Here is a 12,419-nt window from a genome sequence, read left to right on the forward strand (position 1 = left end):
CTGCGCCCAAGCCTGCGAGGAGTTTCCATGACCGCTATTACCATCACTGACGCCGCCCACGATTATCTGGCTGATCTGCTCTCCAAGCAGAACACCCCGGGCATCGGCATCCGCGTCTTCATCACCCAGCCTGGCACCCAGTACGCCGAAACCTGCATTGCCTACTGCAAGCCGGGCGAAGAAAAACCCGAAGACACCGCGCTGGGGCTGAAAAGCTTCACCGCCTACATCGACCACTTCAGCGAAGCCTTCCTGGACGATGCCGTTGTCGACTACGCCACCGACCGCATGGGCGGCCAACTGACCATCAAGGCGCCAAACGCCAAAGTACCGATGGTCAACGCCGACAGCCCGGTCAACGAGCGCATCAACTACTACCTGCAAACCGAGATCAACCCTGGGCTGGCCAGCCACGGCGGTCAGGTCAGCCTGATCGACGTGGTCGAAGACGGCATCGCCGTCCTGCAGTTCGGTGGCGGTTGCCAGGGCTGCGGCCAGGCCGACGTGACGCTGAAGGAAGGCATTGAGCGCACCTTGCTCGAGCGCATCCCTGAGTTGAAAGGCGTTCGCGACGTGACCGACCATACGCAGAAAGAAAACGCCTACTACTAAGGTGTTCGCTGCGAAACGAAAAAACGGCGCCCCGTGAGCGCCGTTTTTTTATGGGTGATTGGAAACCTGTGGCGAGGGGGCTTGCCCCCGTTGGGCTGCGAAGCGGCCCCGGCTTTTATACGGGTACACAGATTTTGCGACGGCTACGCCGCCGAACGGGGGCAAGCCCCCTCGCCACAGGGTTGGTGGTGAATCAGGGCCTGTAAAGATGCGCATGCCCCGCGCGATACAGCGATGACTCGCTGAAGTGGTCATTGCCCAGCACCCGACCGACCAGAATCAACGCCGTACGGCGAAAGCCCTTGGCTGCAACCTTCCCGGCAATGTCCTCAAGCGTTCCCACCACCCAATCCTGATCCGGCCAGCTCGCGCGGTGAACCACCGCAATCGGGCAATCGGCACCGTAATGCGGCAGCAGCTCCTCAACGATCTTCGCCAGATGATTGACCCCCAGATGAATCGCCATGGTCGCGCCGTGCTGCGCCAGGCTGGAGAACGCCTCTCCAGGTGGCATGACGGTCTTGTCGGCGTAGCGCGTCAGGATCACGCTCTGTGAAATGTCCGGCAACGTCAGCTCCGCGCCCAAAAGCGCCGCGCAAGCGGCTGTGGCCGTCACGCCGGGTACGATTTCGAACGTAATGTCCAGCTCGCGCAGGTAGCGAATCTGCTCGCCAATGGCGCCATACAGGCTCGGGTCGCCGGAGTGCACCCGGGCAACATCCTGACCTTTGGCGTGGGCGCTTTTGATCAGGTCAATGATCTGTTCCAGGTGCAGTTCGGCGCTGTTGACTACCTGTTCGGCGCAATGACCTTCCAGTACGGCGGCAGGCACCAGGGAGCCGGCATAAATGATCACCGGGCAGCTGCGAATCAGCCGCTGGCCCTTGACGGTAATCAGTTCGGGGTCGCCGGGACCTGCGCCAATGAAGTAGACGGTCATCGTCGGTTCCTGTGGGAAAAAAGGGGCTGAACAGGCCTTCAGATGAAGAATGTTCATGATCGAGGCGGGGATTATCGGGGATTTTATGCCGCGCCGGCCAATGCCAGGGTTGCCTGGGCATATTTTTGTCGGGGAATCAGCAGTTTTGCCGGGGACTGGGTCAGTTGTTCGGCCAGGGCCAGTGCGGCGCTTTCCGCCACGCCGTAGCAACCGGTGCGTTCAAACGCTATTTGCGATTGATGACTGAGTTGCGGCTCATAGACGGCCAGTTGTTCACTGCTGAAATACATCAGTTCAAGACCTAGCTGTTGTGCCAGTTCGATCAGCGCGGGTTCGTCGCGCTTCAAGTCGATGCTGGCCAGCGCCTTGATTTCATGACGGGCAATCTGGTGTGCCTCCAGCGCCTGGTCGAGCAGCGCCAGCAACGTGCTGACGGGGCAGCCTCGCTGGCAGCCCAGGCCGACCACCAGGGTCGGCGCTGTGCTGACGTCAGTCATGCGTGGTATTGGCCATCGCTTTTGCGGCGGAACAACCAGGCGCTGATCAGGCCCAGGGCCAGCCAGAATGCCACGTTGGTCAACTGCGAAGCGATTTTGAACTGGGCTTCCAGTGCTTCCGGAGCGAGCATCGAATGCACTTCCGGTTGCGGTGCGCCAATCACATGGGGAACGGCAAGGATTGCCACACCGAGGACTTTCATCAGCCAGTGACGGCTGAATACGATCAGGGCGATACCGACGGCGGTGGAGGCAGCAGTACCGATCCACCACAGTTGCCGTTGCGCCAGATCGGCTGCGGCAGTGCCCGGCAATTCAGGTGGCAGGCCAAGGGTCGGCGCGAGCACGAAGGTCGCATAACCGGCCAGGCCCCAGAGCAGGCCCTGAGAGGTTTTGGTCGGCGCACGCAAGGTGTACAGGCCGGCCAGCATCAGGGCGAAACCAACGGCCACCACCAGGTTGCCGCCGGTGGTCGACAGCACGCGCTGCCAGCCGTCTTCCGGCTCCCAGGCTTGCGCATCGTGGGTGTGGGCCGCCATCGCACCGTCGGCGTGCTCATGCATTTCAACAACCGCCGGTTCGGCTTTTTCGTAGGTTTCGGCCTGCAGGATCAGGGGCGAGACCCAGAAACTTTGCAGCAGGGTCAGCAGCAGGGCGGCCAGCAGCCCGGTGAAACCTGCGGTTTGTGCAATACGCTTGATCATGTCGTCAGGTCTCAATGGCACGGGAACGCAGAGCTGTGACGGGTATCGTGGGCGGCATTGTGCACCGCTTCGATGTGCGAGAAACCGGCGAAATACACAAGGCAGGCGCCAAGGATCGACGCGCAGGCGGCGGCGGTCAGGCGTTGGGCCAGGGTAGAGGTGGTGCTGGTTGTGGTGTGGCCGGTGCTGCTGATGATCGACATGGCGTTTCCCTCTGGTCTGTCAGCGGGGAATAAGAGCGCATGCAAAAACCTGCACGACCAGGCGCGCAGCGTTTCAAACAGCGCCCGCCCACCGCGGGTTTGTTGTTTCAGTGATCGTACTGGTCACTTTGTGTTGCGGGCCGGTCTCCGGGCTCACGAGGGGCGCAGGCAGATGCCTGATCCTGAAAGCATCACCTTCCCATACCGTAATGGCACAGTGGATCTGACGCTTCGCTCGCTTACCGTTGCGGGGGCAGCACCGGACTGACATGGCTTAAGAGTAAAGCACATGATTCACCGGTTTCCCGTTTCACCCTGTGAAGGGCACCCGTAACAAGATGCGTAGGAGAGCATGGGCGGGGGTTTGGCGTCAATTGGCAAGTATTCTCAACTCGAGACCTGTGGCGAGGGGGCTTGCCCCCGTTCGGCGGCGCAGCCGTCGCAAGGCCTGAGTGCAGGATTTGTCAGAAAGATTGTCGGGGGTCGCTTCGCAACCCAACGGGGGCAAGCCCCCTCGCCACAAGTGACCGCATTCTGAGCATGAACATTGACCCGCCCCAAGACCATGCGTAGCCTTGCGCTTTCGAGGTTCTTCGGCGTTTGTCGAAGCTAAGAAGGGAACGCGGTCGATGCCGCGGCTGCCCCCGCAACTGTGAACGGTGATGTTCGTTGCCACGCCACTGCAGGCTCAATCCATGAGGCCGGCGGGAAGGCGCAGCGAATGCCAGGCTCAAGGCCGGCACACCGTCAGCCAGGAGACCTGCCTCGACACAGATTCTCACTTTCAACCGGGCGGGGTGATCCGGTGGCGAACTCTTCAGGCACACGCGCCCGCGGTGCCGGTTGTCGTTCCGTATGCCCGCCACCTAGCCATAGGGCATCCGATGAAAACACTGGCCAAACTCCCCGTCACCATCGTCACAGGCTTTCTCGGCTCGGGTAAAACCACGCTGCTGCGGCACATGCTCGATAACGCCCAGGGTCGCCGAATCGCGGTGATCGTCAACGAATTTGGCGAACTGGGCATCGACGGCGAAATCCTCAAGCAATGCTCCATCGGTTGCACCGAAGAAGAAGCCAACGGCCGCGTCTATGAGCTGGCCAACGGCTGCCTGTGCTGCACCGTTCAGGAAGAGTTCTTCCCGGTGATGCGCGAACTGGTGGCCCGTCGCGGCGATCTCGACCATATCCTCATCGAAACCTCGGGCCTGGCCCTGCCCAAGCCGCTGGTGCAAGCCTTCCAGTGGCCGGAAATCCGCAGCGCCTGCACGGTCGACGCGGTAATCACCGTGGTCGACAGCCCGGCCGTGGCCGCCGGCACCTTCGCAGCCTTCCCGGACCAGGTCGATGCCCAGCGCAAACTCGACCCGAACCTGGACCACGAGTCGCCGCTGCACGAATTGTTCGCCGACCAACTGGCCAGCGCTGACCTGGTGATTCTCAACAAATCCGACCTGATCAGCCCGGCCGATCTGGCCCGCGTGCGCCTGGAAGTTGCCGAAGAATTGCCGCCAGCGGTGAAAATCATCGAAGCCAGCAGCGGTCGCCTGCCACTGGACGTGCTGATCGGCCTGGGTGCCGGCTCCGAGGAGCACATCGACAGCCGTCATAGCCATCACGATCACCACCACGACGGTGATGACCATGACGACCACGATCACGACGCCTTCGATTCGATCTCCATCGAACTGCCGCAAGCCGACGAAAGCCTGCTGATGGACGCGCTGACCCAACTGGTGGTCCAGCACGGCATCCTGCGCGTCAAGGGCTTCGCAGCGATCCCGAACAAACCGATGCGCCTGCTGATCCAGGGCGTGGGCACGCGTTTCGACAAGCACTTCGACCGCCAGTGGCGCGCCGAAGAAGCGCGCATTACCCGGCTGGTGCTGATCGGCCAGGAACTCGACGCCGCTGCGCTCGAAGCGCAACTGCGCGCCGCGCTCAGCGTGTAAGCCATGCACCTGCTCAGGACCCAGCCCGGCGGTTTCGTGTCGGATGACAACATTGCCGACCTTGGACAAACCCCCGCCGAGCTGGTGGTCCTGTGCAGCGGCGATTCCAGCCTGGCGCTGCTCGCCGAAGCGGCGCAGCAGTTGCCCGACGATTACCCGAGCGTGCGTCTGGCCAACCCGATGCAGGTGCAAAACCATGCCTCGGTCGACTTGTACGTCGATGAAGTGCTGCGTCATGCGAAGGTGATCCTGATTTCGTTGCACGGCGGCATCGCCTATTGGCGTTACGGCATTGAGCGCCTGGTCGAGCTGTCGCAACGCGGCGTGCAGGTGATCCTGGTGCCGGGTGATGATCGCCCGGACCCGGAACTCAGTGACCTGAGCACCGTCGGCGCCGAGGATCGCGACCGCCTCTGGCAGTTTCTGCGCCAGGGCGGGATGGGCAATGCCCTGGATTTCTTCCGCTGCCTGGCCAACCGTTGGCTGGCCCGTGATTACACCTGGGGCGAACCGCAAACCCTGCCACGCACGGCGATTTACCATCCGCACAAACACTCTGCCGCACTGAGTGACTGGCAGGCCGACTGGCAAGTGGGTCAACCGGTGGCGGCGGTGCTGTTTTACCGCTCGCATTTGCAGGCGGCGAACACCGCGTTCATCGATGTTTTTTGCCAGCGTTTGCAGGCGGCGGGGTTGAATCCATTGCCGATTGCGCTGGCCAGCTTGAAAGAGCCCGGCTGCCTTTCGGTGGTCGAGGACTGGTTGGATGAAGTCGAAGCTTCAGTGATTTTGAACACCACCGGCTTCGCTCAATCGAGCCCTGAAGCACCGCATCTGCGCCCGTTTCGCCGCAATATCCCGGTGATACAGGCGATTTGCGCCCAGGACAACGAACCCGGTTGGCGCGCCAGTGAGCAGGGGCTTGGCCCGCGTGACCTGGCGATGCACATTGCCTTGCCGGAACTGGACGGGCGCATCATCAGCCGCCCGATCAGTTTCAAGGACCTGGCGTGGCGCAGTGAGCGCAGTCAGTCGGATGTGGTCTGCTACCGGCCTGCACCTGCGCGCATGGATTTCGTTGCCGAACTGGCGCGGCGTTGGGTCGATCTGGCGCGGGTGCCTAATGCTGACAAACGCATTGCCTTGATTCTCGCCAATTACCCGACCCGCGACGGTCGCATCGGCAACGGTGTCGGCCTCGATACCCCGGCCGCGGCGCTGAATATCCTGCGGGCGCTGCATGCCGAAGGTTATCCGTTGCCGGGTGGGTTGCCGGACAACGGCACCGCGCTGATCCAGCAGTTGCTGGGCGGCGTCAGCAACGATCTCGACACGCTCGACCTGCGTCCGTGCCAGCAAAGTCTGGCGATGGATGATTATCTGGCGATGTTCAACGCACTGCCCGAAGCCAATCGTGCGGCGGTGCTTGAGCGTTGGGGCGCACCGGAAAACGATCCGATGTGTCGCAGCGCAAGGATGATGATCGCCGGCCTGCGTTTTGGCCTGACCTTCGTCGGCATTCAGCCGGCGCGGGGTTATCAGGTCGACCAGAGCGCGGTGTATCACGACCCGGACCTGGTGCCGCCCCACGGCTACCTGGCGTTCTATTTCTGGCTGCGCAACACCTATGGCGCCCACGGCGTGATTCACGTGGGCAAACACGGCAACCTCGAATGGCTGCCGGGCAAAGGCGTGGGGCTGTCGGAAAACTGCTGGCCGGATGCATTGCTCGGGCCCCTGCCAAACATCTATCCGTTCATCGTCAACGATCCGGGCGAGGGCGCCCAGGCCAAGCGACGCACCCAGGCCGTGATCATCGATCACCTGATGCCGCCGCTGACCCGTGCCGAAACCTACGGCCCGCTGCGCAACCTCGAACTGTTGGCCGACGAATACTACGAAGCGCAGCTGCTTGATCCGCGCCGCGCCCGCGAGTTGCAACGCGACATCCTGCAACTGGTGCGCGACACGCACATCGACCGTGAACTGCAACTGGAAGAACAGCTCGACAGCGATGCCGACGCGGCGATCTGGTTGCCACGACTCGACACTTACCTTTGCGACCTGAAAGAGTCGCAGATCCGCGATGGCCTGCATGTGTTCGGCGAATCGCCCACCGGGCGTTTACGTATCGACACCTTGCTGGCACTGCTGCGCATCCCCAGGGGCGATGGCCGTGGTGCGCAATCGAGCCTGCTGCGGGCGCTGGCCAAGGCTTTCGGGCTGGGGTTCGACCCGCTCGATTGCGCGCTGGCCGAGCCCTGGACCGGGCCGCGTCCCGAGCCACTTTTGCTGATCAGCGATGACACCTGGCGTACGGCGGGTGATACCCGCGAGCGCCTGGAATTGTTCGCCGCGCAGCTGATTTCGGATGCGTTGAACAGCCCTTGTGGGAGCGGGCTTATGTGGCGAGGGGGCTTGCCCCCGTTGGGTTGCGAAGCGACCCCGAAAAAAGGGACTGCTGCGCAGTCCAACGGGGGCAAGCCCCCTCGCCACAGCGGCTCGCTCCTACAGGAGGCGGAGTGGATTGAGGTGCAAGCCATCATCGACAACCTGCGCGAGGTGGTCGCTCCACGCCTGGACGCCTGCGGTCCGGCGGAAATGCGCGGCTTGCTCGATGCCCTCGGCGGGCGCTTCGTCCCGGCCGGTCCCAGCGGCGCGCCGAGTCGTGGTCGTCTGGACGTACTGCCCACCGGGCGCAACTTTTACTCGGTGGACGTGCGTAACCTGCCGACCACCACGGCGTGGCGCATCGGCTTCCAGTCGGCCAACCTGATTCTTGAGCGGCACCTGCAAGACCACGGCGATCACTTGCGCCAGCTCGGACTGTCGGTGTGGGGCACCGCGACCATGCGTACCGGCGGCGATGACATCGCCCAGGCCATGGCGCTGATGGGCGTGCGCCCGGTCTGGGCCACCGGCAGCCAGCGAGTCGATGATTTCGAGATTCTGCCGCTGAGTTTGCTCGACCGTCCGCGGGTGGACGTGACCTTGCGGGTGTCCGGTTTCTTCCGCGATGCCTTTGCCAATCTGATTCGTTTGTTCGACGCAGCGGTGCAAGCGGTGGCCGACCTCGATGAGCCGGACGACCTCAATCCACTGGCGGCCAAGGTACGTGCCGAGCGTGAGGCCTTGCGGCAGACGGGGCTCGATGAAGAGGCAGCACGACGTCAGGCCGGCTGGCGGATTTTCGGGGCCAAGCCCGGTGCCTACGGCGCGGGCGTGCAGGGCGCCATCGACGGTCGCCTGTGGCAAAGCCGCGAGGACCTGGCCGAGGTTTACCTCAACTGGGGCGGCTACGCTTACGGCGGTTCCGACGAAGGCACCGCCGCCCGCGAACAGTTCAGCCAGCGACTGAGCCAGGTACAGGCGGTGCTGCAAAACCAGGATAACCGCGAGCATGATTTGCTCGACTCCAACGATTACTACCAGTTCCAGGGCGGAATGCTCGCGGCAGTGGAAAGCCTGAAGGGCGAGGCGGCGGCCAGCTATCACGGCGACCACAGCCAGCCGGACCTGCCGAAGATTCGCACCTTGAAGGAAGAACTCAACCGGGTGATCCGCTCCCGGGCGGCCAATCCGAAGTGGCTCGAAGGCGTTAAGCGTCACGGATACAAAGGTGCGTTCGAAATGGCCGCGACGGTCGATAACCTGTTTGCTTTCGACGCCACCACGCAATTGATCGATGATCACCAGTACGCTTTGCTCGCAGACGCCTATTTGCTCGACCCGGACACTCGGGATTTTGTTCGCGAACACAATCCCAATGCCCTGCGCGACATGACTGAACGCATGCTCGAAGCGCAACAGCGGGGGATGTGGAAGGAGCCGGGCGAGTACCGCGAGGCACTGGAGAATCTGTTGCTGGATATAGAAGAAGACGGCTAATCACCGCTCCCACAATGATTGAGGTGCCTGTGAAGATCACCGACCATGACCGAGATAAAATAGTGACCGACACCCCGCATTTCCCGCTCTCCGCCGTGGTCGGCGCCGACGATCTGAAGCTGGCCCTGTACCTGACCGCCATCGACCCGAAAATCGGCGGTGTATTGATCGAAGGCCCGCGGGGCATGGCCAAGTCGACCCTGGCCCGTGGTCTGGCGGACCTGCTGGCCAGCGGTCAGTTCGTCACCTTGCCGCTGGGCGCTACCGAAGAGCGCCTGGTCGGCACCCTCGACCTCGACGCCGCACTGGGTGAAGGTCGCGCACAGTTTTCCCCCGGCGTACTGGCCAAGGCTGACGGTGGCGTGCTCTACGTCGACGAGGTCAATCTGTTGCCTGATCACCTCGTTGACCTGCTACTCGATGTGGCCGCCAGCGGCACTAATCTGGTGGAGCGCGATGGCATTTCCCATCGGCACTCGGCGAAGTTCGTGCTGATTGGCACCATGAACCCGGAAGAGGGTGAGCTGCGTCCGCAATTGCTCGACCGTTTCGGCTTGAACGTCGCCCTCGGTGGCCACACCGCGCCGGCCGAGCGCGGGCAGATCATCCGCCGTCGCCTGGATTTCGACAGCGATCCGCAAGGTTTCTGCGTCGAATGGGAGTCTGCGCAGGCGTCTCTGCGCGAACGTTGTCAGAATGCGCGCAACGCACTGGCAGGCATTCCCCTCGACGATCAGGCGCTGGAGCACATCACCGAACGCTGCTTTGCCGCTGGCGTCGATGGTTTGCGCGCCGATCTGGTCTGGCTGCGGGCCGCCCGGGCTCACGCTGCCTGGCGCGGGGCGAACGCCATCGCCGAGGAGGATATCGATGCAGTCGCCGAGTTCGCCTTGCGCCATCGTCGTCGCGAGCATCCGGCACCGGCGCCGCAGCCATCCCACGCACCGCAATCCACCGCCCCACAGCACGCCAACCCGAGCGAAGGGCAGGGCCAGTGGGGTGAGTTGCCTGCCCAGGCGCTGGCGGTCGGCGCACGACGTGAAGTGCCGAGCTGGCCAAAAAAGCCCTAGGCATTCGCCCTCGCTCTGACGCGGGGGCGAATGCCAGACCCCGTGCCGGGGGCCTGAACCACGGCAAACAGGGCAAGCGCCATGCGGCGCGCAGCGGCTCGATCAACTGGCCTGGCACATTGCTCAGTGGCCGGCCGCGTCAGCGCGACGACCTGTTGTTTGAGCTGCGTACTCGTTCGCCCCATGAACTGTGGCTGGTGATCGTTGACGCCTCCGCTTCAACCCGCCGTCATCAGGCATTGAGCGATGCCAAGGGCTTGCTGGCGCAGTTGTTCGACGATGCCTATCGCCAGCGTGCGCGACTGGCCTTGCTCACGGCCAGCGGTGCTGCACCCAGGTGGCAGGTGCAGGGGTTGAAGGCTTCCACGGGATTGCGCCAGTGGCTCGATGGTCTTGGCGCCGGGGGTGGCACACCTTTGTTGGCGGCGCTAGGTGAGGCAGGCCAATGGCTTGCGGTGCGGCAAAAGCGATTTCCGGCAGAGCAGCAGCGGTTGTTGCTGGTGACCGATGGGCGGTTGAAGGACTGGCCGTTGCTGCCGACGCTTGCGTGTCCGGGGTTGTTGATCGACATCGAACGCGGGCCGATCCGGCTTGGGCGCAGCCAGGTGTTGGCGGCGCAGTTGCAGGCTGAATACCGGCATATCGACCAGCTGCTTCCGGGCTGAATGCTCCTTCGTCCGGACCGGCCTCTTCGCGAGCAAGCCCGCTCCCACAGGGGAACGCCTTCCAAATGTGGGAGCGGGCTTGCTCGCGAAAGCGGTGGCTCAGTCACCACCCAATTCGGATCACTTGCCCATCGCCTGCCGATACTGCCGGGTGCGCTTGCCAATGTATAACCGGTCGAGAATCAACGCCCATAGCGCCGAGACTTCAGGTCGGGTCTTGCGCCCACGGCTCAAGCGCTGCAGCTGGAACTTCACCACCGCCATGCTCGCCAGCGCCGCCAGGGGCTTGCGTTTCCAGCGGATTGGCGGCAGCTGCGGGTGACTGTCCCGGCCTTCACGCCAATGCTTGACCAGGTGCGGTTCCACGGCCAGTGCCGTGCCGATGCCGGCCATGGCGATGCCGCTGTCGAGGACCTGCTGGACGATTGCCAGACGCCTGATCCCGCCAGTCACCATTACCGGCATCCGTGCCACGCTGGCCAGTTCACCGGCCATGTCCAGAAAGTACGCTTCGCGCGCCAGGGTCCGGCCATCGCGCGCTTCGCCTTGCATGGCCGGTGCTTCGTAACTGCCACCGGAGAGCTCCAGCAGGTCGATCGCTTGTTCGTTGAGCCACTGGATCACCTGCCGTGCATCATCGGCATCGAACCCCCCGCGCTGGAAATCCGCCGAGTTGAGCTTTACCGACACACAAAATTGCGGCGACACCACCTGGCGAACCGCCTCGACGACGGACAACAGCAGACGTGCACGATTTTCCAGGGAACCGCCCCATTGATCGGTGCGCCGATTGGTCAGCGGCGACAGGAACTGACTGATCAGGTAGCCGTGGGCGGCGTGGATCTGCACGCCGGTGAAACCGGCTTTCTCCGCCAGTGCGGCGCTGGCGGCGAAGCGTCGGATCACTTCCTGGATGTCGTCCTCGCTCATGGGTTTGGGCTCGGCGAACATTTTCGAGAACTGGCCCAGATCCAGTGCAACCGCTGACGGCGCCAAGGCTTGCTGGCCGAGGTTGGCCATGGTCTGGCGGCCAGGGTGGTTGAGCTGCACCCAGAACTGCGCACCACCGGCCCGGCCGGCAAGAGCCCACTGGCGGAAGCGTTCCAGATGGCGCTCGTCCTCCAGCGCGACGCCACCGGGCCCGGTCATGGCACGGCGGTCGATCATCACATTACCCGTCAGCAACAAGCCGGCTTCACCCTCGGCCCAGGCCTGATACAGGCGCAACAGTGCCTGGTCGGGCACCTGATCGGTGTTGGCGAGGTTCTCTTCCATCGCCGCTTTGGCAATGCGATTGCCGATAGTCTGACCGTTAGGCAAATTCAACGCTTGAAAGGGCGACATGCTTGACTCCTCGTAGTGATGAGCAGAGCCTAAGCTTAAAGTTAACTTTAATGTCAAGCAGGCAAATGAGGCCGCAATGAAGATTGGTGAGTTGTCACAGTTGAGCGGGTTGACCGCATCGCGCATCCGTTTTTACGAGTCTCAGGGCTTGATCCGGCAGGTCGAGCGTTCTTCCAACGGATATCGGCGTTACTCGCAACAGGCGCTGCAAACCCTGCAGCTCATCCAGTGCGCACAACAAGCCGGTTTCAGCCTGGATGAACTCAAGCAATTACTGCCGGACAATGTGACGGGCGCCTTCAAGCACGATGAACTGATGGCCGGCTTGCACCGCAAGGTGGAGCAGATCGAAGAGATGCAACGGCACCTGGCCCATAGCAAGGCGCAGTTGCTGGGGTGGATCGACACCATCCAGGCCAAGCCCGAGGGCATGAGCTGCGATGAAAATGCCGAAAGGCTGATGACGTCATTCAAGCACTAGGCCGGGCAGGGACGCGACACTTGGGTGGGAGCGAACCTGCTCGCGATGGCGGCCTAATGCACG

At 62.9% G+C, this 12,419-nt stretch carries 11 protein-coding genes and 2 riboswitches; of the genes, 6 read left to right on the plus strand and 5 right to left on the minus strand.

Annotated features, from left to right (window positions below; translation table 11 throughout):
• The first annotated feature begins 27 nt into the window (after window positions 1-27).
• Window positions 28-612, plus strand: coding sequence for a Fe-S biogenesis protein NfuA (nfuA, locus tag KGA88_RS15205; RefSeq protein ID WP_007912592.1), 585 nt, complete (start codon window positions 28-30; stop codon window positions 610-612).
• A gap of 193 nt (window positions 613-805) precedes the next feature.
• Here the strand turns inward: nfuA and cobM are convergent, their stop codons facing one another.
• From cobM to KGA88_RS15225, 4 genes are all read right to left on the minus strand, one after another.
• Window positions 806-1,552 carry a precorrin-4 C(11)-methyltransferase gene (cobM, locus tag KGA88_RS15210; protein WP_110663179.1) on the minus strand — a complete coding sequence of 249 codons (747 nt, stop codon included), beginning with the start codon at window positions 1,550-1,552 and terminating at the stop codon, window positions 806-808.
• A gap of 83 nt (window positions 1,553-1,635) precedes the next feature.
• Window positions 1,636-2,049, minus strand: a complete 414-nt coding sequence (locus KGA88_RS15215; protein WP_223592248.1) for a cobalamin biosynthesis protein — start codon at window positions 2,047-2,049, stop codon at window positions 1,636-1,638.
• The gene (locus KGA88_RS15220) at window positions 2,046-2,753 is read right to left on the minus strand and encodes a CbtA family protein (protein ID WP_110663348.1); all 708 of its coding nucleotides are present in this window, start codon (window positions 2,751-2,753) and stop codon (window positions 2,046-2,048) included. Before KGA88_RS15220 ends, KGA88_RS15215 begins: the two co-directional genes overlap by 4 nt.
• Before the next feature lie 11 nt (window positions 2,754-2,764).
• A complete protein-coding gene (locus tag KGA88_RS15225) occupies window positions 2,765-2,956 on the minus strand; it encodes a CbtB domain-containing protein (RefSeq protein ID WP_110663347.1) in 192 nt (63 codons plus the stop codon).
• A gap of 120 nt (window positions 2,957-3,076) precedes the next feature.
• A riboswitch (cobalamin riboswitch) is annotated at window positions 3,077-3,303 on the minus strand.
• Between the two features lie 222 nt (window positions 3,304-3,525).
• Window positions 3,526-3,739: riboswitch (cobalamin riboswitch) on the plus strand.
• Between the two features lie 101 nt (window positions 3,740-3,840).
• Here KGA88_RS15225 and cobW point away from each other — a divergent pair.
• From cobW to KGA88_RS15245, 4 genes are all read left to right on the plus strand, one after another.
• Window positions 3,841-4,908, plus strand: coding sequence for a cobalamin biosynthesis protein CobW (gene cobW, locus KGA88_RS15230; protein ID WP_317851669.1), 1,068 nt, complete (start codon window positions 3,841-3,843; stop codon window positions 4,906-4,908).
• Window positions 4,909-4,911: 3 nt separating this feature from the next.
• On the plus strand, window positions 4,912-8,796 hold the full coding sequence (cobN, locus tag KGA88_RS15235) for a cobaltochelatase subunit CobN (RefSeq protein ID WP_223592260.1): 3,885 nt from the start codon (window positions 4,912-4,914) through the stop codon (window positions 8,794-8,796).
• A gap of 14 nt (window positions 8,797-8,810) precedes the next feature.
• Complete coding sequence (locus KGA88_RS15240; protein ID WP_263296140.1) at window positions 8,811-9,866, plus strand: AAA family ATPase; 1,056 nt, start codon at window positions 8,811-8,813, stop codon at window positions 9,864-9,866.
• 119 nt (window positions 9,867-9,985) lie between these two features.
• Window positions 9,986-10,531, plus strand: a complete 546-nt coding sequence (locus KGA88_RS15245; RefSeq protein WP_317851670.1) for a vWA domain-containing protein — start codon at window positions 9,986-9,988, stop codon at window positions 10,529-10,531.
• A gap of 120 nt (window positions 10,532-10,651) precedes the next feature.
• Here the strand turns inward: KGA88_RS15245 and KGA88_RS15250 are convergent, their stop codons facing one another.
• A complete protein-coding gene (locus KGA88_RS15250; protein WP_223592262.1) occupies window positions 10,652-11,875 on the minus strand; it encodes an NADH:flavin oxidoreductase/NADH oxidase family protein in 1,224 nt (407 codons plus the stop codon).
• 76 nt (window positions 11,876-11,951) lie between these two features.
• Between KGA88_RS15250 and KGA88_RS15255 the strand changes: the two genes are divergently transcribed.
• A complete protein-coding gene (locus KGA88_RS15255; RefSeq protein ID WP_110657583.1) occupies window positions 11,952-12,356 on the plus strand; it encodes a MerR family transcriptional regulator in 405 nt (134 codons plus the stop codon).
• The last annotated feature ends 63 nt before the right edge of the window (window positions 12,357-12,419 follow it).

The organism is Pseudomonas sp. A-R-19 (assembly GCF_019956575.1).
Lineage (GTDB): Bacteria > Pseudomonadota > Gammaproteobacteria > Pseudomonadales > Pseudomonadaceae > Aquipseudomonas.

What these genes read in the sequence shown, in the direction of transcription:
- KGA88_RS15225 (WP_110663347.1), bottom strand. Translation starts at nt 2,956, where the DNA reads ATGTCGATCATCAGCAGCACCGGCCACACCACAACCAGCACCACCTCT.
- cobN (WP_223592260.1), top strand. Translation starts at nt 4,912, where the DNA reads ATGCACCTGCTCAGGACCCAGCCCGGCGGTTTCGTGTCGGATGACAAC.
- KGA88_RS15240 (WP_263296140.1), top strand. Translation starts at nt 8,811, where the DNA reads ATGATTGAGGTGCCTGTGAAGATCACCGACCATGACCGAGATAAAATA.
- cobW (WP_317851669.1), top strand. Translation starts at nt 3,841, where the DNA reads ATGAAAACACTGGCCAAACTCCCCGTCACCATCGTCACAGGCTTTCTC.
- KGA88_RS15220 (WP_110663348.1), bottom strand. Translation starts at nt 2,753, where the DNA reads ATGATCAAGCGTATTGCACAAACCGCAGGTTTCACCGGGCTGCTGGCC.
- cobM (WP_110663179.1), bottom strand. Translation starts at nt 1,552, where the DNA reads ATGACCGTCTACTTCATTGGCGCAGGTCCCGGCGACCCCGAACTGATT.
- nfuA (WP_007912592.1), top strand. Translation starts at nt 28, where the DNA reads ATGACCGCTATTACCATCACTGACGCCGCCCACGATTATCTGGCTGAT.
- KGA88_RS15250 (WP_223592262.1), bottom strand. Translation starts at nt 11,875, where the DNA reads ATGTCGCCCTTTCAAGCGTTGAATTTGCCTAACGGTCAGACTATCGGC.
- KGA88_RS15255 (WP_110657583.1), top strand. Translation starts at nt 11,952, where the DNA reads ATGAAGATTGGTGAGTTGTCACAGTTGAGCGGGTTGACCGCATCGCGC.
- KGA88_RS15215 (WP_223592248.1), bottom strand. Translation starts at nt 2,049, where the DNA reads ATGACTGACGTCAGCACAGCGCCGACCCTGGTGGTCGGCCTGGGCTGC.